Here is an 18671-nt window from a genome sequence, read left to right on the forward strand (position 1 = left end):
ATGCACGTCGTATTCCGCGAGACCCGCGGGCTGGAGGAGAGCGCGTCGCCCCGGGACCTGGGGCAGGACGCCGCCGACCTGGTGGTTCTGTCGTTCTCCGACAGCGACCTGGCGGCGTTCGCCGCCGGGTGGCGCGAGGCCGTGCCGGGCGCGGACGCGGGGGCGCTGCCGAGCCTGCGAGTCGCCAACCTGTCCGACCTGACCCACCCCCTGTCGGTCGATACCTATGTCGAGCGCACCCTGTCGGGTGCGCGCGGCATCCTGATCCGGCTGATCGGCGGTGCGGGCTATTGGAGCTACGGGCTGCAACAGGTGGAGGCGCTCGCCCGTCGCCGGGGTATCGCGCTGGCGGTGATCCCGGCGGACGGACGCCCCGACGAGCGGCTCGACGCGGCGTCCACCGTGGCGGTGCATACGCTGCGGAGACTGGCCGAATGGTGCGACCTCGGCGGCGCGGCGGCGATGCGCGCGGCGCTGACCGGCGTCGCGAGGGCGGCGGGCTATGACGTGGCGCCGTTCGCCGCCACCCGCGCGCTCGCCCCGGTCGGCGGCTGGCAGGCGGAGGCGGGCATCGCCTGCCCGGCCGCCGTCGCGCTTGTGGCGGCGCGGCCGCTTGTCCTGATCGTCTTCTACCGTTCCTATGTGACCGCCGCGGATTGCCATCCGGTCGCGGCCCTGCAGCGCGGGTTCGAGGCGCGTGGTTATGACGTGCTGGCGCTGTTCGCCCCCTCGTTGAAGGACGCGCAGGCCGCGGGCTGGCTGCGGCGCTGGGTGACGGCGCTGGCCCCGGTGGCGATCGTCAACGCCACCGCCTTCTCGGCGCGCGACGCCGCCGACGACACCCCGCTCGACATCGCGGGCGTGCCGGTATTCCAGGTCGCGCTCGCCACCGCCGACCGGGCGGCATGGGCCGGTGCGCCGCGCGGCCTGTCACCCGCCGATCTCGCGATGCACGTCGTCCTGCCGGAGGTCGACGGGCGCGTCTTCGCCGGCGTGGTCAGTTTCAAGGACGCCGACGAGCGCGACCCCGCGCTGCAATTCTCCCCCCGCGTCCACCGCGCCGACCCGGCGCGCATCGCCGCGACCGTCGCCCGCATCGACGGGTGGATCGCGCTCGCCCGCACGCCGGCGCCGGCGAGACGACTGGCGATCGTCCTGTCCACCTATCCCTGCAAGACGCAGCAGATGGCGCATGCGGTCGGCCTCGACGCCTTCGCCTCGCTGGCGGCCATCGTCGACGATCTGCGCGCGGCGGGTTATGCGCTTCCCCCCTGCCCCGCCGATCTTCCGGCGTTGCTGGCCAGGCGGACGCTCGAATGGCCCGTCGCGAACTATCGCGCCGCCGTGCAGCGACTGCCCGCTGCGCTGCGGGCCGATCTGGCCGCCGCCTGGGGTGAGCCTGAGGACGATCCCGCCGTCGCCGACGGCCGCTTCCGCTTCACCGCGATCGCCCTCGGCGACGGCATCGTCGCGCTGCAACCCGAGCGGGGCCGCCCCGCCGCGCGTAGCGACGACTATCACGACCTCTCCCGCTGCCCCCGCCACGCCTATGTCGCCTTCTACCTGTGGCTGCGTGACGAGCGGGACGCCCACGCGCTGGTCCACATCGGCGCGCACGGCACGCTCGAATGGCTGCCGGGCAAGGCGGTGGCGCTGTCCGACGCCTGCTGGCCGGAGGCGCTGACCGGCGCGCTCCCGGTCGTCTACCCCTTCATCGTCAACGATCCGGGCGAGGCCGCGCAGGCGAAGCGCCGCATCGGTGCCGTCACGATCGGCCACGTTCCTCCGCCGCTGGAGCGGACGGGCGCCGGTGCCGGGCTGGGACGGCTGGAGGCGCTGCTCGACGAGTTTTCCAGCGCCGACGGGCTCGATCCTCCGCGGCGGCGGCGGCTTCGCGACGACATCCGCGACGAGGCCCGCGCGCTGGGGCTGGAGGCGGCGCTGAACCTCGATCGCGCGCCGTCCGATACGGAGGCGATCACCCGCATCGACACCTTCGTCTGCGACGTGAAGGACAGCCGCTTCGGCGACGGGCTGCACGTGTTCGGGCGGGGCGAGCACGGCGCCGCGGAGAGTGCGGGCCTGCTGGCCGCACTGGACGGGAGGCGCGTGCCCGCGGGCCCGTCCGGCTCGCCGTGGCGCGGACGGCGCGACGTGCTGCCGACCGGGCGCAACCTGTTCACGACCGACCCGCGCGCGGTGCCGTCCCGCTCGGCGCATCGGCAGGGCATGGCGCTCGCCGAGGAACTGATCCGCCGCCACTTGCAGGATCACGGCGACTATCCGCGCGGGCTGGTGGTCGACCTGTGGGGATCGGCGACGATGCGCACCGCGGGCGAGGAATTCGCGATGGCGCTCCACCTGCTCGGCGCGGAGCCGGTGTGGGACATGGGGTCGGAGCGCGTCACCGGGGTCGAGATCCTGCCGCTGATGCGGCTCGACCGCCCGCGCATCGACGTGACGCTGCGCGTATCCGGGCTGTTCCGCGACGCCTTTCCGCTGCTGGGCACGATGTTCGGACAGGCGATACGCGCACTCGCCGCGCGCGACGAGCCTGCCGATCTGAACCCGTTCGTCGGCCGGCCGGTCACGCCGCGCGTCTTCGGCCCCGCGCCGGGCCGCTACGGCGTCGGACTGGGCGATGCCGCCGACACCTATACCGCCGCGGCACGGCGCGCCGCGGGCGAGGCATGGCTCGCCGCCTCCGCCTATGTCCTCGACGCGCCGGTCGAACGGGCCGACCCGGCTGCCCTGCGTGCCCGCGTCGCGAGCGCCGACGCCTTCGTTCACGTGCAGGACCTGCCCGAGACCGACCTGCTGCTCGCCGCCGATTACGCCGCGCACGAGGGCGGATTCGCCGCAGCGCGCGCGCTGACCGGAGGCACCGCGAGCGCCTATCACCTCGACGCCGCCGACCCGGAGCGCCTGCGCGCGCGGACCTTGGGCGAGGAGATCGCGCGCGTGGTGCGGGCCCGCGCCGCGCACCCCGGCTGGATCGCGGGAATGATGCGGCACGGCTTTCGCGGCGCGGCGGAGATGGCGGCGACGCTCGACCATCTCGGCACGTTCGCGCACCTCGCCGATGCGGTGAGCCCGGAAACGTTCGACCTGTATTTCGACGCCACCTTGGGGTCCGAAGACGTTCGCGCCTTCCTCGCCGCCACCAATCCGCCGGCGCTGGCGGCGATGGAGGCGCGCTTCGCCGCCCTGCATGCCGCGGGGCTGTGGCGGACGCGGCGCAATTCGATCCTGTCGCGACTGGACGGTGCGGTATGAGCATTATCCGCGGCTGGTGCCCGACCGCATGGCGACCGATGACGGCGGACGACGGCCTGCTGGTGCGCGTGCGACCGCGGATGGGACGGCTCGACCGCGACGCGATGCTGGCGCTGTGCGAGCTGGCCATCGCGCAGGGCAACGGCCAGATCGACGTGACCAACCGCGCCAACCTGCAGATCCGGGGGGTGAGCGAGGGCGGCTGGCAGATGCTGATCGCCGCGCTGGTCGCGCTCGGCCTGGTCGATCCCGACCCGGCGCGCGAAGCCCGCCGCATGACCCTCGCTGCACCCTGCTGGAGGCCGGGCGACGACACGTACCGGATCGCGACGGAGCTCGACCGCCGCCTTGGCGAGCTGCCCGCGCTGCCCGGCAAGTTCGGGTTCGCGATCGATGCCGGCCCCGCGCCGATGCTCGCCGAGGCGCCCGGCGATCTTCGGGTCGAGCGGACCGCGGCGGGCCGGCTGCTGCTGCGCGCGGACGGACGCGCGACCGGGGTCCTGCTCACGCCCGGCCACGAGGTCGACGCGCTGATCGCGCTCGCAAAATGGTTCGTCGTAAGCGGCGGCAGCGCGGCGAAGCGGATGGCCCGCCACGCCGCGCCCCTACCGGATTGGGCAAAGGGGACCGAACGTCCCGCGCCGGCGGGGCCGCTAGCGGAGATGCCCGGTACATCATGGCCGCTCGCCTTCGGGCGGATCGACGCCCCCTCCTTCCACGCGATGCTGCGCCGCTCGACCCCCACCGGGGTCCGCACGACCCCGTGGCGGGCGCTGCTGATCGAGGGCGATCACGACCTCCCCGTGCCCGACGCGCCCGTTGCCGCCGACGCCTGCGTCGGCGCGCCCGCCTGCCCGCAAGCGAGCGTCGCGACGCGCGCGCTGGCGCTGCGGCTCGCGCCCTTCGTCGCTGGCCGGCTCCACGTCTCGGGCTGCGCCAAGGGCTGCGCACGCGCCGCACCGGCGGCGGTTGTGCTCACCGGGCGCGAGGGGCGCTACGACCTCGCCTTCGACGCATGCGCCGGGGCCACGCCCGCGCGCGCCGCGCTCGACCCCGCTGCCGTCCTCCAGCATTTCGGAGCCTCCTGATGCCTTATGTCTATGAGACGGACGGCGCCGCCATCTACCGCCAGTCCTTCGCCACCATCCGCGCCGAGGCCGATCTCGCCCGCTTCGACGCCGCTGAGGAAATCGTCGCGGTCCGCATGATCCACGCCGCGGGCCTCGTCGAGCTGGCTGCGCACATCCGCTTCTCGCCCGGCGTCGTCACCGTCGCGCGTGCCGCGCTGGAGGCGGGCGCGCCCATCCTGTGCGACGCGCGCATGGTGTCGGAGGGGATCACCCGCGCCCGCCTGCCCGCGGACAACCCGGTGATCTGCACCCTGGGCGCCCCGGAGACGCCGGCGCTGGCACGCGCGATCGGAACCACCCGCTCCGCCGCCGCGCTGGAGCTATGGCGTCCTCATCTGGCCGGCGCCCTGGTCGCGATCGGCAACGCGCCGACCGCGCTGTTCCACCTGCTCGACATGCTCGCCGATCCCGCCTGCCCGCGCCCGGCGGCGATCATCGGCTGCCCGGTCGGCTTCGTCGGGGCGATGGAATCGAAGGCGGCGTTGTGGGCCGAGCAGCCCGTCCCCTGCATCGTGGTCGCGGGTCGCCCGGGCGGCAGCGCGATCACCGTGGCCGCGATCAACGCGCTGGCGAGCCGCGCCGAATGACGACCGGCACCATCCACGGCGTCGGCCTGGGCCCGGGCGCGCAGGATCTGATGAGCGTGCGCGCGGACCGGCTGGTGCGCGGCGCGCGCCACATCGCCTTCTTCCGCAAGGCGGGGCGCGCCGGCCATGCGCGCCGCATCGTCGACGGGATGCTCCACCCCGACGCGACCGAGTTCGCGATGGAATATCCGGTCACCACCGAAATCCCCGTCGACGATCCGCGCTACAACGAGCGGCTCGGCGCCTTCTACGCCGATTGTGCGCATCACCTGCGCGCGCTGGCGCACCGCGGGGAGGACGTGGTCGTGCTCTGCGAGGGCGACCCCTTCTTCTACGGATCCTTCATGCACCTCCACAGCCGGTTGAGCGGGGACGTGCGCGTCGCGGTCGTGCCCGGCATCACCGGCATGTCGGGTGCATGGACCGCCAGCGGCAGCCCGATCACCTGGGGCGACGACGTGCTGACCGTCCTGACCGCCACCCTGCCCGAACGCGATCTCGCGCGGCGCATCGCCGATACCGACGCGCTGGTGGTGATGAAGATCGGGCGCCACCTGCCCAAGCTGCGCCGCGCGGTCGCGGCCGCCGGGCGTGTGGCGGATGCGTGGCTGATCGAACATGCCGCCATGCCGCAGCAGCGCGTCACCCGGCTGGCCGAGGCGGATGCGGTCGCTCCCTATTTCGCGATCCTGCTCATCTACGGCCAGGGGCGTCGCCCGTGAGCGGCTGGATCGCGATCGCCGGGCTCGGTCCGGGGGACGAGGCGCTGGTGACGCCGGAGGTCGGTGCCGCGCTGGCGGCGGCGACCGATGTCGTCGGCTACATCCCCTATGTCGCGCGCGTCGCGCCACGCGCGGGGCTGACGCTGCACCCCTCCGACAATCGTGTCGAGATGGACCGCGCCGCGCTGGCGCTCGAGCTCGCCGGTGCGGGGCACCGCGTGGTCGTCGTATCGTCGGGCGACCCCGGCGTGTTCGCGATGGCGGCGGCGGTGTTCGAGGCGATCGAACGCGGACCCGCGCGATGGGCGACGCTGGACGTCCGGGTGCTCCCCGGCATCACCGCGATGCTCGCCGCCGCCGCGCGGGCGGGCGCACCGCTGGGGCACGATTTCTGCGCCATCAACCTGTCCGACAATCTGAAGCCGCAGGCGATCATCGAGCGCCGCGTCCGGCTGGCGGCGGAGGCGGATTTCGCCATCGCCTTCTACAATCCGCGCTCTAGGGCGCGCCCCGACGGTCTGGCCGCCGCGCTGGCGATCCTGCGCGACACCTGCGCGGACCGGCGCCCGGTGCTGTTCGCCCGTGCCGTGTCGACGCCGGACGAGCGATTGCGCGTCGTGCCGCTGCCCGATGCGCGTGCGGACATGGCGGACATGCGGACGATCGTCATCGTCGGCTCCAGCCGCACCCGGACGATCCCGGGCACGCGCTTCCTCTACACGCCGCGGTCCGCGGCATGACCCAGCCAGCGCAGCACCGCCGCCACGTCATGCAGCTCGATCCGCTCGGGGACCGGCGGCCGGTCGATCATCAGCACCGGCACGCCCAGCGTGCGCGCCGCGACCAGCTTCGCCTGCGCACCGAGGCCCCCGGCATTCTTGCAGACCAGCAGGTCGCTGCGATGCGCGCGCATCAGCGCGATGTCGCCGTCCACCGTGAACGGTCCGCGATCGACGATCAGGTCGTGCGCGGGCAACGCCACCGCCGCGCGCGGGGGATCGACGAAGCGCAGGAGGTAATGGTGCTGCGGCTGCGCGGCGAAGGCATCGACATGCATCCGCCCCAGCGCCAGCATCACCCGGCGCGGCGCCCCGGTCAGCGCCGCCACCGCGGCAGGGATGTCGGCGGCGCGCGTCCATCGGTCGCCTGCCTCCGCGACCCAGCCGGGCCGGGTGAACGCGACATGCGGAACGCCCGCCGCCATCGCCGCCGCGACGGCGTGTGCGCTCATCTGCGCCGCGAAGGGATGCGTCGCATCGACCAGATGCGTCACCTTCGCTGCGCGCAGCCAGGCGACGAGGCCTTCCACGCCGCCGAAACCGCCCACCCGCACCGCCACGGGCTGCGGCTTCGGGGTCGCCACGCGCCCCGCATAGCTCAGCGTCGCCTCGACGCCCGCCTCCGCCAGCGCGGCCGCCAGCGCACTCGCCTCGGTCGTGCCACCCAGGATCAGGACATGGGTCATGGTTGAAGGCGGCACCCATCCGTGGCTGACGATCGTCGGGATCGGCGAGGATGGACCGGACGGCCTGTCCGCGGCAAGCCGCGTCGCGATCGCGCGCGCCGACTGGCTGACCGGCGCGGCGCGCCATCTGGCGTTGCTGCCCGATGGCGGCGGCGAGCGCGCGCCATGGCCGGTGCCCTTCGCCGATGGGATCGCCCCGCTGCTCGCGCGGCGCGGTCGCCGCGTGGTGATGCTGGTGTCGGGCGATCCGTTCTGGTTCGGCGCAGGATCGGTCGTCGCACGCCACCTGTCGCCGGACGAGTGGGTCGCGCATCCCGCCCCCTCCACCTTCGCGCTGGTGGCGGCCCGGCTCGGCTGGGCGATCGAGGAGACGCGCTGCCTCGGCCTGCACGCCGCCCCGCTCGCGCGGTTACGTCCGCATCTGGCCCCGGGCCGGCGCATCGTCGCGACCCTGCGCGACGGCGCGGCGGTGAAGGCGCTGGCGACCCATCTGACCGACGAGGGCTTCGGCGACAGCATGCTCCACGTCTGCGAGGCGATGGGCGGCCCGCGCGAACGCATACGCCACGTCCACGCCGGCGCTTATGCCGTCGACGATGCTCGGCATCCGGTCGCCGTCGCCATCGCCGTCGCGGGCGCCGGCCCCGTCCTTCCCGCCGCCGCAGGTCTCCCCGACGAATGGTTCGCGCACGATGGGCAGATCACCAGGCGGCCCGTGCGCGCCCTGACCCTGTCCTCGCTCGCGCCACGTCCGGGCGAGACGTTGTGGGACATCGGCGCGGGATCCGGGTCGATCGGCATCGAATGGCTGCTGGCCGACCCCGCCAACCGCGCGCTGGCGTTCGAGGCCGACCCCGTCCGCGCCGCGCGCGCGCGCGCCAACGCCGCCAGCCTCGGCGTCGAGCGTCTTCGGGTGATCGACGGCCGCGCGCCCGACGCGCTCGCCGGCCACCCGCCGCCGGACGCGATCTTCATCGGCGGGGGGCTGTCGGATGCGCTCCTGCGCTGGCTGTGGCAGCACCTTCCCGCCGGCACGCGACTGGTCGCCAACGCCGTCACGCTCGAATCCGAGGCGCTGGCGATGCAATGGCAGGCCGTGAAGGGCGGCGACCTGCTGCGGATCGATCTGTCGACCGTCACGCCGATCGGTACGCGTCGCGGCTGGCGCGCGCATTTCCCGGTGGTGCAGTGGAGCGTGACGCTGTGATCGTCGCCGGCTTCGGCTTTCGCAGCGGCGCGACCGCGGAGTCGCTCCAGGCCGCGCTGATCCTGGCGCAGGCCGGCCGACCGGACGTCGCCGCCCTCGCCGCCCCGGCCGACAAGATCGCCCCGCTCGGCATCCTGGGCGAGCGGCTCGGGCTCCCCGTCCTGCCGATCGCCCCCGCCGCGCTCCGCGACGCCACGACCGCGACCCGCTCCGCCGCCAGCCTCGCCGCGCGGGACACGGGCAGCGTGGCGGAGGCCGCCGCGCTCGCCGGCGCCGGCGCCGGCACAGGAGGGGGCGCACGCCTGATCGCCTACCGCCGCATCTCCCCCGACCGGATGGCGACCTGCGCCATCGCCGAAGGATCGACCCCATGACAATCCACTTCATCGGCGCCGGCCCCGGCGCACCCGACCTGCTGACGCTGCGCGGGCGCGACCGGATCGCCGCTTCGCCGGTATGCCTCTATGCCGGATCGCTGGTGCCGAGGGCGCTGCTCGACCATTGCCCGCCGGGCGCGCGGATCGTGAATACCGCGCCGATGGCGCTCGACGCGATCCTGGAGGAGATCGCGACCGCGCACGACGCCGGGCACGACGTGGCGCGGCTGCATTCGGGCGACCTGTCGATCTGGTCCGCGATGGGCGAGCAGATGCGGCGGCTGCGGGCGCTCGGCATCCCCTTCACCATCACCCCCGGCGTCCCCGCCTTCGCCGCCGCCGCCGCCGCGCTGGAGGCGGAGCTGACGCTGCCCGGCCTCACCCAGTCCGTCGTGCTGACCCGCACGCCGGGCCGCGCCAGCACGATGCCCGCCGCCGAACGGCTGACCACCTTCGCCGCCACCGGCGCGACGCTGGCGATCCACCTGTCGATCCACGTCCTCGACCGCGTCGTCGCCGACCTGACGCCGGCCTATGGCGCGGACTGCCCCGCCGCGATCGTGTGGCGCGCAAGCTGGCCCGACGAGCGTATCGTCCGCGCGACGCTGGGCACGATCGTCGACGCCGCCGCAGGGGGGCTGGAGCGGACCGCGCTGATCCTGGTCGGGCCGGTGCTGGGGGCGGACAACTTCGTCGAGAGCAGCCTCTACGCGCCCGGATACGACCGGCGGTTCCGCCCCCGCGACGCCGCGTCGCGCTTCGCGGAGCCGCAGGCATGACGCCCGGACTGATGATCGCCGCGCCGTCGTCGGGCACCGGCAAGACGACCGTCATGCTCGGCCTGCTGCGCGCGCTGCGCGACGAGGGGCTGGCCGTGCAGCCGTTCAAGAGCGGCCCCGACTATATCGATCCCGCCTTCCACCATGCCGCCAGCGGCCGCCGCTCGTTCAACCTCGACAGTTGGGCGATGCCCGCGACGATGCTCGACCGCCTCGCGGCTCACGCGCACGACGCCGACCTCGTCCTCACCGAGGGGTCGATGGGCCTCTTCGACGGGGTCGCCGCCGCCGGCGCCACGGGCAACGGCGCCAGCGCCGACATCGCGGGCCGGATGGGATGGGCGGTCGTGCTGGTCGTCGACGTATCGGGTCAGGCGCAGTCCGCCGCCGCCACCGCGCTCGGCTTCGCACGCTACGACGCCGCGCTGCCGGTCGCCGGCGTGATCCTCAATCGCGTCGCCAGTCCGCGGCACGAACGCCTCGCGCGCAGCGGCATGGCCGCGGTCGGGCTGCCCGTGTTCGGCGCCCTGCCACGCCGCGGCGACCTGACCCTGCCCGAACGGCATCTCGGCCTCGTCCAGGCCGGCGAGCACGCCGACCTCGACGCGCGGATCGCGTCCTATGCGACCTTCCTGCGCGCGCACGTCGATCTCGCCGCGCTCCGCGCCGCCGCCACCGCCACCGCCACCGCCACCGCTGCGCCACGCCCGCCGGCCGAGCGCCCGCAGCTCGCCCCTCCGGCACAGCGAATCGCGCTGGCGCAGGATGCCGCCTTCTCCTTCACCTACCCGCATATCGTGGATGCGTGGCGCCACGCCGGTGCCGAGATCCTGCCCTTTTCCCCGCTGGCGGACGAGGCGCCGGATGCGAGCGCCGACCTCGTCTGGCTGCCCGGCGGCTACCCCGAGCTGCACGCCGGTCGCCTCGCCGCGGCGACGACCTTCCACGCGGCGCTCGCCGAGCATGCGCGCACCCGGCCGGTCCACGGCGAGTGCGGCGGCTATATGGCGCTTGGCGAGGCGCTGATCGATGCGGAGGGGGTAGCCCACCGCATGGCCGGCCTGCTCGGCCTCGTCACCAGTTATGCGCGGCGCCGCATGCATCTGGGCTACCGCAAGGCGACGCTTCGTGCGGAGGTGGCCGGTTACTCCCCGGGCACAATGCTGCGCGGTCACGAATTCCATTATTCGACGATCCTGGAGCAGCCCGACACGCCGCTGGCGCAGGTCGTGGATGCGGAGGGGGCCGCGGTCGCCGAAACCGGATCGTATCGGGGCCGCGTCTCCGGCACCTTCTTCCACCTGATCGCGCCCGCGCGATGACCGGCTTCGTCTCCTTCGTCGGTTCGGGGCCGGGCGACCCGGAGCTGCTGACGCTGAAGGCGGTCGATCGGCTGCGCCGCGCCGACGTCGTGCTGTTCGACGATTTGTCCTCCGGCCCGCTGCTCGACCATATCCGCGCAGGCGCCACGCTGGTGCCGGTCGGGAAGCGCGCCGGGCGGCCGTCGCCCTCGCAGGCGCACGTCTCGCAACTGCTGGTCGACCACGCCGCCACGGGCGCGCACGTCGTCCGGCTGAAGTCGGGCGATCCGGCGATCTTCGGCCGGCTGGAGGAGGAGATCGTCGCGCTCCGCACGGCGGGCATCGCCTTCGAGATCGTCCCCGGCGTCACCTCAGCCTCCGCGGCCGCCGCCGCCGCCGCGATCCCGCTGACCCGCCGGCTGAGCGCGCGCCGGGTGCAGTTCGTGACCGGCCACGACGTCACCGGCCGCCTGCCCGGGGCGCTCAACATGGCGGCGCTCGCCGATGCGCAGGCGACGACCGTCGTCTTCATGCCGAAACGCACCTTCGCGGCGCTTTTCGCGCAACTATGCGCCCACGGCCTGCCACCGGACACGCCCGCGCTTCTGGCCGAGAATGTCGGCCACCCCGACCAGCGCCTGCACCGCTCGACCATCGCAGGGCTGGCACGGATGCTTGCGACCGAGCTGGGGAGTGCCCCCGCCCTGATCCTCTACGGCCCGCTGCGGGGTGAGGACGAGGCATGATCGACCTCCACCTGATCGGCATCGGCACCGGCAATCCGGACCATCTGACGCGCCAGGCGGAGGCGGCGATGAACGCCGCCGACCTCATCCTCCTGCCCCGCAAGGGCACAGCGCGTTCGGACCTGATCGACGTGCGCCGCATGCTGTGCGCCGTCGCGCTGACCTGCCCGGTCCGCATCGTCGAGTTCGACCTGCCCGTCCGCGATGCGCGGCGGGACTATCTGTCCGGGGTAGCCGAATGGCACGCCGCGGTCGCCGCCACCTGGGCCGCGCAGATCGCCCGGCATCTGCCCGGCGGCGGGCGTCTGGCGCTGCTGGTCTGGGGCGATCCGTCGCTCTACGACAGCACGCTACGCATCGCGGAGCGCCTGCGCGGCGACGGCATGGCGATGCGGATCCACGTCGTCCCCGGCATCACCAGCCTGCAGGCGCTCACCGCCGCGCACGCCACCCCGCTCAACGAACTCGGCGCGCCGGTCGTCATCACCACCGGACGGCGACTGCGCGACGGCTGGCCCGGGGGCGCGGACCGCGTCGCGGTGATGCTGGACGGCGACTGCACCTTCGCCACCCTGCCGCCCGCGGGCGTGCGCATCTGGTGGGGCGCTTATCTGGGCATGCCGAACCAGGCGCTGGCCAGCGGCCCGCTGGCGGATGTCGCGGCATCGATCGTGGAGCGCCGCGCCGCGCTGCGCCGCGAGCACGGCTGGATCATGGACACCTACCTGCTGAGCCGCGCCGCATGACCGCGCCGCTGTTCGATGCCGACTTCGTCGACCGGCTGGACGAGCTGTTCCGCTGGCGGCGCGACGTACGGCATTTCACCGCCGATCCGGTTCCGGATGCGGTCATGGAGACGCTGCTCGCCGCCGTCCGCTGGGCGCCGTCGGTCGGCAACGCGCAGCCGTGGCGCTTCGTCCGCCTCCGCTCGCCGGCCCTGCGCCACCGCTTGGCGGACCATGTCGATGCCGAAAGCCGCGCCGCCGCGGCGAACCTGAGCAATGAGGGGCGTCGCGACCGCTACGCGACGCTGAAGCTGCACGGACTGCGCGAGGCGCCCGAGGTGCTCGCGGTCTTCCACGACGTCGATCCCCTCGCCGGCCACGGCCTGGGCCGCGCCACCATGCCGGGGACGCTGCGCGATTCGACCGTCATCGCGATCCACACGCTGTGGCTGGCGGCCCATGCGCGCGGCTACGGCCTCGGCTGGGTATCGATCCTCGACCCCGACGCGGTCAGCGCGATGCTTCGGGTGCCCCCGCACTGGTCCTTCGTCGCCCTGCTCTGCCTCGGCAGGCCGGTCGCCCCCTCCGCCGTTCCCGAGCTCGAACGACGCGACTGGCAGGCCCGCGAGCCGATCGCCGACCGCCTGTTCGAACGATGACCCGACAATTCGAAAGGGATGACCCCGACCCATGCTGACTCCTGCCGATGACACGCTGGCGATCGTCGCCTGCACCACGTGCCGCTTCACGCCCGACCGCCGCGAGAATGACGATGGCGAACGCGGCGGCGCCGCCTTCGCCGCAGCGCTCACCGCCGTCAGGGACGGCGACCCGCGCTACGCCGGCGTCGCGATCCAGCGGATGCCGTGCCTGTTCTCCTGCACCGAACATTGCTCGGTACACCTGCGCGCGCCGGGGAAGGTCGGCTATCTGCTCGGCCGCTTCACCCCGGACGCGGATGCCGCCCGCGCGCTCCTCGACTATGCGGTGGCCTATGGCCGGAGCGAGCACGGCCGCGTGCCGTTCAGGCAATGGCCGCAGGGGGTGAAGGGGCATTTCATCGCGCGCGTGCCCCCCGCCGGCTACGTCACCGACAGCTGAGCCGCGTGCGCGATCGGATGGTTACCGGCGCGATAACCGTAAACCGGCGGTTTTGCTCACGTCTCGTTTACCCATGATCGCTACCAGGAGGGCATGCCCGTTTCCGCTCGACGCTCCGCCCCCGCTTCCTCCATCGACCAGCGTCGCGCGCCGCGACATCCGGTCGATTGCCGCGCCACCGCGAAGCTCGCGCTGTCGATCTCGATCCTGGACGCGTCGCTGCTGGGGCTGCGCGGGCGCGCCTCGCTGCCGCTGCCGTCGGGCACGTTGCTGAACCTCACCCTCCCCGGCCACGCCGCGCGCCACGCGCGCGTCACCTGGGCCGAGGGCGACACGTTCGGCTGCGAATTCCTCAAGCCGCTGTCGCACGACGAACTGCGCCGCCTGACCGACGCCACGAACAACGCGCCGCAACTGATGATCGGCTAGGCCGGAACGATCGCGACCGTACCGGCGGCGCGGTCGATCGTCACGCTGACCTCGGGCAGCCGCATCTCCACCGCATCCGCGCTCGCCCAATCCTCGGCGCGCATCGGTGCGCCGTCACGGCGGAACCAGCGCGCGTCGTGGCGTATCGCCGGATCGGCGAGCGCCGGACACGCGGCCCGCAGCGTCGCCAGCCCGGCGACATAGTCCTCCAGCGCGAGGTCGCGGCCGTCCCAGTCGAGCCAGACGGTTTCGTTATCCTGCGCATAGGCGTTGTTGTTGCCGCCCTGCGTCCGTCCGAACTCGTCGCCCGCGCACAGCATGATCGTCCCGCGCGTCGCGAACAGCGTCGCCAGCATCGCGCGAACGCCCTCCCCGCCGCGCGCCCACGCGATCTCGCCGTGATGGCCGTCGCGATTGTCCTCGCCATTGGCGTGATTGCGCCGCTCGGCATAGGTCGCCACGTCGCGCAGGGTGAAGCCGTCGTGCGCCGCGACGAAGCTCACGCCGCGCGTCCGCCCGGCGCCGAACACGTCGGCCGACCCGCATAACCGCGTCGCCAGCGCGCCGATGCCGCCGTCCCCGCGCCAGAACCGCCGCACGTCGTCGCGGTAGCGGTCGTTCCACTCCCACCAATCGGCCGGAAACTCGCCTAGGCGATAACCGCCGGGACCGGGATCCCACGGCTCCGCGATCATGATCCGCCGCGACAGCAGCGGATCGGCGGCGATCTCGGCGAAGATCGGCGCCTGCGCGTCGAACCCCGGCCCGCGCGCCATGATCGTCGCCAGGTCGAAGCGGAAGCCGTCGACCCCCGCCTGCGTCACGAAATGCCGCAACGTGCCCAGCACCAGCGCGCGCACCGCCGGGTTCGCGAAGTCCAGCGTGTTGCCGGTCCCGGTATCGTTGATGAGCGTCCCGTCCGGCGCGCGCGCATGGGCCGCATCGTCCAGCCCGCGCAGCGCGAGCGTCGGGCCGAGCAGGTCGCTCTCCCCGCTGTGGTTGAAGACGAGATCGAGGATCGTGCCGATACCCGCGCGCCGCAGCGCTTCCACCGTCTCGCGCAGTTCCGCCACCCCGCCCGGGACGAGGCGCGGGTCGAGCGCCATCGGCACGACGGGATTGTAGCCCCAGGCGTTGCGCAGCCCCAGCGGGGGCAGGTGCCGTTCGTCGATCCAGGCGACGATGGGCATCATCTCCACCGCGGACACCCCGATCCGCTTCAGGTGCGCGATCACCGCCGGATGCGCCAGCGCCGCCACCGTCCCGCGCTGCGCCACCGGCACGTCGGGGTGCAGCATCGTGAAGCCGCGGACGTTGACCTCGTAGATCAGCCCGCCGGCGCGCAGCACCGGCGGCAGGTCCAGCGCGGGCAGCGGCGCGGTGACGATCGCGCGCGGTACCCGATCGGCGGTATCCGCGCCGAACTCGGCCAGACGCGGATCCTGCACGAAGGGGCGGTCCAGCGTCACCGCGTGCGGGTCGACCAGCAGCTTGGCGGCATCGAACGGCACCGGCCCGTCCGCGCGAAAGCCGTAGCATGCACCCTCGCCCACGCCGCTCACCTCGGCGTGCCAGTCGTCGCCCTCGCGGGTCATCGCGATGCGGCGCTCGTCGGGGTCGAACAGGCACAGCCACACCGCCGCCGCGCGCGGGGCGCGGACCGAGAAGCGCGTGCCGCCCGCGACGACGACGGCGGTCACGTGATGACGTCGGGTTCGGTGCGGCCGGTATGCTGCGCGATGCCCGCGATCGCATCCGCCGCGGCGACGATCTCCGCCAGCATCACGCCGGTGTCGGCGTCGAGGTCGCCGCCCGCGGGCTCGTACCGCTCCAGATAGACGCGCAGCGTCGCGCCGCTGGTGCCCGTGCCCGACAGGCGGAAGACGACGCGGCTGCCGCCCGCGAACAGCACGCGCACGCCCTGGTGGCGGCTGACCGAACCGTCGGTCGGATCCTCATAGGCGAAGTCGTCCGCTGCGGCGACGGTCAGCGCGCCGAAGGAGCGGCCGGGCAGTTCCGCCAGCTGCCCGCGCAACCCCGCCATCAGCGTGTCGGCGGCGGCGCTGTCGACGCCCTCGTAATCGTGGCGCGCGTAATAGTTGCGGCCGAAACGCGCCCAATGCTCGCGCGCGATCGTGTCGACGCTCTTGCCGGTCGCCGCCAGGATATTGAGCCACAGCAGCACGGCCCACAGCCCGTCCTTCTCGCGGACATGGTCGCTGCCGGTCCCGGCGCTTTCCTCGCCGCAGATCGTCGCCATGCCGGCGTCGAGCAGGTTGCCGAAGAACTTCCACCCCGTCGGCGTCTCGAAGATCGGGATATTCATCGCCTCCGCCACGCGATCGGCGGCGGCGCTGGTGGGCATGGAGCGCGCGATCCCCTTCAGCCCGGCGGCATAGCCGGGCGCGAGATGCGCGTTGGCGGCGAGCATCGCCAGGCTGTCGGACGGGGTGACGAAGCGCCCGCGCCCGATGATGAGGTTGCGGTCGCCGTCGCCGTCCGAGGCCGCGCCGAAGTCGGGCGCGGCGTCCGACATCATAAGTTGGTGAAGTTGGCGCGCGTGGACCAGATTCGGGTCGGGGTGATGCCCGCCAAAGTCCTCCAAAGGCTCACCATTCATCACGCTGTCGGCGGCGAAACCCAGCCGGTTGACCAGAATCTCCCGCGCATAAGGTCCCGTAACGGCACTCATCGCGTCGAAGGCGATGGTCAGGCCGGCACCCCGGATCGCGTCGAAGTCGAACAGCGTCTCCATCAGCGCGGCGTAATCGGCGACGGGGTCGATGACCTCGACCGTCATTCCCTCCACCGTCACCTCGCCGAGCGTATCGAGGTCGATGTCCGCGCTGTCCGCCGCCTTCCACTCGGCGATCGACAGCGTCCGCGCATGGATCGCCTCGGTCACCTTCTCCGGCGCGGGGCCGCCGTTGGCGACATTGTACTTGATCCCGAAATCCTCGTCCGGCCCGCCCGGATTGTGGCTGGCCGACAGCACCAGCCCGCCCAGCGCGCCGCGCCGGCGGATCACGTTCGAGGCGGCGGGCGTCGACAGGATGCCGCCCTGTCCCACCACCACCCGCGCGAAGCCCGCCGCGGCGGCCATGCGGATCGCGGTCTGGATCACCTCGCGGTTGAGGTAGCGCCCGTCGCCGCCGATCACCAGCGTCGCGCCGTCCTTCCCCTCCACCACGTCGAACACCGACTGGATGAAGTTCTCCGCATAGTTGGGCCGCTGGAACACGCGCACCTTCTTGCGCAGCCCGGAGGTCCCCGGCTTCTGATCGTCGAAGGGCGTCGTCGGATGGGTACGGATCATGCGGACAGAAGCTCCCTGTAGAGCCGGGCATAGCGTTCGCCGCTCTTTGCCCAGGAGAAGTCGGATCGCATGCCGCGGCGCTGGAGCGTCGTCCAGCGATCGGGCGTGCGGTGAATCGCGACGGTGCGCGCGATAGCGGCGGTCAATGTCTCGCGCGTGACACCGTCGAACTGCACGCCGGTCGCCACCCCCGCATCCAGCGCCGCCTCGTTCGCGTCGATCACCGTATCCGCCAGCCCGCCGGTGCGCGCCACCACCGGCACGCAGCCGTAGGCGAGGCCGTAGAGCTGGGTCAGCCCGCACGGTTCGAACCGCGAGGGGATCAGGATCGCGTCGGACCCGCCCTGCAACAGGTGCGACAGCGGCTCGTCGTAACCGATCCGCACCCCGACGCGGCCCGGATACCGATCGGCGGCGAGGCGGAAGGCATGTTCCAGCGCCGCGTCGCCCGACCCCAGCATGGCGAGGCGCCCGCCCATCGCGACCAGCGCGTCGAGACATTCGGCGAGGACATCCATCCCCTTCTGCCACGTCAGCCGGCTGATGACGCAGAAGATCGGGGCATCGCCCTCCTCCAGCCCGAACGCGGCCTCCACCGCGCGCTTGTTGACGACGCGCTTCGCCAGGGTGCGATCGGTATAGCGCGCCGGCAGCGCGCGGTCGGTGGCAGGGTTCCACACCGCGGGATCGATCCCGTTGACGATGCCGTGGACACGCGCGCGCCGCGCCGCGATCAGCCCCTCCAGCCCCATGCCGAAGGCGGGCTCCAGGATTTCCTGCGCATAGGTCGGGCTGACGGTCGTGATCGCATCCGCCGCCTCCAGCCCGCCCTTCAGCAGGCCGACGCCGCCGTAATATTCGACGCCGTCGATCGCCCACGCCTCCGGCGGCAACCCCAGCGCGTCGAAGATCGCCGCGTCACAGCGCCCCTGGAACGCGATGTTGTGGACGGTCATCACGCTGCGCACGGGCGCCCCGGCATAGCGAAGATAGGCGGGCGCCAGTGCCGCCTGCCAGTCGTGCGCATGGAGCACGTCGAACCGCCGCCCCTTCACCGCACCCGTCGCGAGATCGGCCGCGGCGCGCGAGAGGGCGGCGAAGCGGCGCCAATTGTCCTCCCAGTCGCGCCCCAGCGCATCGGCGTAGAGCCCGCCCTCCCGCGCGAAGAGCGCGGGCGCGTCGAGCGCCAGCAGCGGCTGCGCGCCGTCGAGCGTCCCCGCGAGCAGCCGCGCGGGCGTGCCGAGCAGGTCGGCCCAGCGGTGCACCGCGCGCGGACGGTTCAGCGCGGCGAGCACCGCCGGGTAGCCGGGGAGAAGGGTGGTGGTGGCGACGTCGTGCGGCGCCAGCGCGGCCGGCAGCGCGCCGACCACGTCCGCCAGCCCGCCGGTCTTGACCAGCGGATAGGCTTCGGACGCGACGGAGAGGACGGAGATGGTCATGCAGATAGCCTCACGTGGTCACCCTCACCCCTCCCTTTCCCAGCGGGAGAGGGAGGGAGGCGCGAAGCGCC

18 protein-coding genes are annotated in these 18671 nt (G+C 73.2%); 14 read left to right on the forward strand and 4 right to left on the reverse strand.

The annotated features are described in order from the left end of the window. The 5 genes from cobN to cobJ are packed head-to-tail and all read left to right on the forward strand — an operon-like array spanning window position 1 to window position 6455. Window positions 1-3276, forward strand: coding sequence for a cobaltochelatase subunit CobN (gene cobN / locus PGN23_RS14225; protein ID WP_335303627.1), 3276 nt, complete (start codon window positions 1-3; stop codon window positions 3274-3276). 38 nt (window positions 3277-3314) lie between these two features. Next, the gene (locus tag PGN23_RS14230) at window positions 3315-4364 is read left to right on the forward strand and encodes a cobalamin biosynthesis protein CobG (protein WP_335303628.1); all 1050 of its coding nucleotides are present in this window, start codon (window positions 3315-3317) and stop codon (window positions 4362-4364) included. Beyond that, the gene (locus tag PGN23_RS14235; RefSeq protein WP_335303629.1) at window positions 4364-4993 is read left to right on the forward strand and encodes a precorrin-8X methylmutase; all 630 of its coding nucleotides are present in this window, start codon (window positions 4364-4366) and stop codon (window positions 4991-4993) included. Before PGN23_RS14230 ends, PGN23_RS14235 begins: the two co-directional genes overlap by 1 nt. After that, complete coding sequence (cobI, locus tag PGN23_RS14240) at window positions 4990-5715, forward strand: precorrin-2 C(20)-methyltransferase (protein ID WP_335303630.1); 726 nt, start codon at window positions 4990-4992, stop codon at window positions 5713-5715. The genes PGN23_RS14235 and cobI overlap by 4 nt, the downstream gene beginning before the upstream one ends. Then, complete coding sequence (gene cobJ / locus PGN23_RS14245) at window positions 5712-6455, forward strand: precorrin-3B C(17)-methyltransferase (protein WP_335303632.1); 744 nt, start codon at window positions 5712-5714, stop codon at window positions 6453-6455. Before cobI ends, cobJ begins: the two co-directional genes overlap by 4 nt. Here the strand turns inward: cobJ and PGN23_RS14250 are convergent. Further along, window positions 6431-7180, reverse strand: a complete 750-nt coding sequence (locus tag PGN23_RS14250) for a cobalt-precorrin-6A reductase (protein ID WP_335303633.1) — start codon at window positions 7178-7180, stop codon at window positions 6431-6433. The genes cobJ and PGN23_RS14250 overlap by 25 nt on opposite strands. Between PGN23_RS14250 and cbiE the strand changes: the two genes are divergently transcribed. The 9 genes from cbiE (at window position 7179) to PGN23_RS14295 (ending at window position 13845) form a co-directional block, all read left to right on the forward strand. Then, entirely contained in the window at window positions 7179-8387 is a 1209-nt protein-coding gene (cbiE, locus tag PGN23_RS14255) for a precorrin-6y C5,15-methyltransferase (decarboxylating) subunit CbiE (RefSeq protein ID WP_335303634.1), read from the forward strand. The genes PGN23_RS14250 and cbiE overlap by 2 nt on opposite strands. Beyond that, complete coding sequence (locus PGN23_RS14260) at window positions 8384-8761, forward strand: cobalamin biosynthesis protein (RefSeq protein ID WP_335303635.1); 378 nt, start codon at window positions 8384-8386, stop codon at window positions 8759-8761. Before cbiE ends, PGN23_RS14260 begins: the two co-directional genes overlap by 4 nt. Next, window positions 8758-9543 carry a precorrin-4 C(11)-methyltransferase gene (cobM, locus tag PGN23_RS14265; RefSeq protein WP_335303636.1) on the forward strand — a complete coding sequence of 262 codons (786 nt, stop codon included), beginning with the start codon at window positions 8758-8760 and terminating at the stop codon, window positions 9541-9543. The genes PGN23_RS14260 and cobM overlap by 4 nt, the downstream gene beginning before the upstream one ends. Next, window positions 9540-10865 (forward strand): cobyrinate a,c-diamide synthase, encoded by a 1326-nt coding sequence (locus tag PGN23_RS14270; protein ID WP_335303638.1) that lies wholly within the window; start codon window positions 9540-9542, stop codon window positions 10863-10865. The genes cobM and PGN23_RS14270 overlap by 4 nt, the downstream gene beginning before the upstream one ends. Beyond that, window positions 10862-11590 carry a uroporphyrinogen-III C-methyltransferase gene (cobA, locus tag PGN23_RS14275; protein ID WP_335303640.1) on the forward strand — a complete coding sequence of 243 codons (729 nt, stop codon included), beginning with the start codon at window positions 10862-10864 and terminating at the stop codon, window positions 11588-11590. The genes PGN23_RS14270 and cobA overlap by 4 nt, the downstream gene beginning before the upstream one ends. Further along, complete coding sequence (cobF, locus tag PGN23_RS14280; protein ID WP_335303641.1) at window positions 11587-12336, forward strand: precorrin-6A synthase (deacetylating); 750 nt, start codon at window positions 11587-11589, stop codon at window positions 12334-12336. Before cobA ends, cobF begins: the two co-directional genes overlap by 4 nt. After that, a complete protein-coding gene (bluB, locus tag PGN23_RS14285) occupies window positions 12333-12974 on the forward strand; it encodes a 5,6-dimethylbenzimidazole synthase (RefSeq protein ID WP_335303643.1) in 642 nt (213 codons plus the stop codon). Before cobF ends, bluB begins: the two co-directional genes overlap by 4 nt. A gap of 31 nt (window positions 12975-13005) precedes the next feature. Beyond that, the gene (locus PGN23_RS14290) at window positions 13006-13416 is read left to right on the forward strand and encodes a DUF1636 domain-containing protein (protein WP_335303644.1); all 411 of its coding nucleotides are present in this window, start codon (window positions 13006-13008) and stop codon (window positions 13414-13416) included. Window positions 13417-13509: 93 nt separating this feature from the next. Continuing rightward, window positions 13510-13845: a PilZ domain-containing protein gene (locus tag PGN23_RS14295; RefSeq protein ID WP_335303645.1), complete on the forward strand. Its 336-nt coding sequence runs from the start codon at window positions 13510-13512 to the stop codon at window positions 13843-13845. Here PGN23_RS14295 and PGN23_RS14300 read toward each other — a convergent pair. Genes PGN23_RS14300 through glgA form a run of 3 tightly spaced genes read right to left on the reverse strand, consistent with a single transcriptional unit; the run spans window position 13842 to window position 18600 of the window. Then, window positions 13842-15545, reverse strand: coding sequence for a glycogen debranching protein (locus tag PGN23_RS14300; RefSeq protein WP_335303647.1), 1704 nt, complete (start codon window positions 15543-15545; stop codon window positions 13842-13844). The two genes, PGN23_RS14295 and PGN23_RS14300, sit on opposite strands and share 4 nt — an antisense overlap. After that, window positions 15542-17161 carry an alpha-D-glucose phosphate-specific phosphoglucomutase gene (locus tag PGN23_RS14305; RefSeq protein WP_335303648.1) on the reverse strand — a complete coding sequence of 540 codons (1620 nt, stop codon included), beginning with the start codon at window positions 17159-17161 and terminating at the stop codon, window positions 15542-15544. Before PGN23_RS14305 ends, PGN23_RS14300 begins: the two co-directional genes overlap by 4 nt. Beyond that, on the reverse strand, window positions 17158-18600 hold the full coding sequence (gene glgA, locus PGN23_RS14310; protein WP_335303649.1) for a glycogen synthase GlgA: 1443 nt from the start codon (window positions 18598-18600) through the stop codon (window positions 17158-17160). Before glgA ends, PGN23_RS14305 begins: the two co-directional genes overlap by 4 nt. Window positions 18601-18671: the final 71 nt, after the last annotated feature.

It is taken from the genome of Sphingomonas adhaesiva (genome assembly GCF_036946125.1).
GTDB classification, from domain to species: Bacteria; Pseudomonadota; Alphaproteobacteria; order Sphingomonadales; family Sphingomonadaceae; genus Sphingomonas; species Sphingomonas adhaesiva_A.

Coding starts and splice junctions, on each gene's coding strand:
- cobN (WP_335303627.1), top strand. CDS start 1: ATGCACGTCGTATTCCGCGAGACCCGCGGGCTGGAGGAGAGCGCGTCG.
- PGN23_RS14230 (WP_335303628.1), top strand. CDS start 3,315: ATGACGGCGGACGACGGCCTGCTGGTGCGCGTGCGACCGCGGATGGGA.
- PGN23_RS14235 (WP_335303629.1), top strand. CDS start 4,364: ATGCCTTATGTCTATGAGACGGACGGCGCCGCCATCTACCGCCAGTCC.
- cobI (WP_335303630.1), top strand. CDS start 4,990: ATGACGACCGGCACCATCCACGGCGTCGGCCTGGGCCCGGGCGCGCAG.
- cbiE (WP_335303634.1), top strand. CDS start 7,179: ATGGTTGAAGGCGGCACCCATCCGTGGCTGACGATCGTCGGGATCGGC.
- PGN23_RS14250 (WP_335303633.1), bottom strand. CDS start 7,180: ATGACCCATGTCCTGATCCTGGGTGGCACGACCGAGGCGAGTGCGCTG.
- cobM (WP_335303636.1), top strand. CDS start 8,758: ATGACAATCCACTTCATCGGCGCCGGCCCCGGCGCACCCGACCTGCTG.
- PGN23_RS14270 (WP_335303638.1), top strand. CDS start 9,540: ATGACGCCCGGACTGATGATCGCCGCGCCGTCGTCGGGCACCGGCAAG.
- cobA (WP_335303640.1), top strand. CDS start 10,862: ATGACCGGCTTCGTCTCCTTCGTCGGTTCGGGGCCGGGCGACCCGGAG.
- cobF (WP_335303641.1), top strand. CDS start 11,587: ATGATCGACCTCCACCTGATCGGCATCGGCACCGGCAATCCGGACCAT.
- bluB (WP_335303643.1), top strand. CDS start 12,333: ATGACCGCGCCGCTGTTCGATGCCGACTTCGTCGACCGGCTGGACGAG.
- PGN23_RS14290 (WP_335303644.1), top strand. CDS start 13,006: ATGCTGACTCCTGCCGATGACACGCTGGCGATCGTCGCCTGCACCACG.
- PGN23_RS14295 (WP_335303645.1), top strand. CDS start 13,510: ATGCCCGTTTCCGCTCGACGCTCCGCCCCCGCTTCCTCCATCGACCAG.
- PGN23_RS14305 (WP_335303648.1), bottom strand. CDS start 17,161: ATGATCCGTACCCATCCGACGACGCCCTTCGACGATCAGAAGCCGGGG.
- glgA (WP_335303649.1), bottom strand. CDS start 18,600: ATGACCATCTCCGTCCTCTCCGTCGCGTCCGAAGCCTATCCGCTGGTC.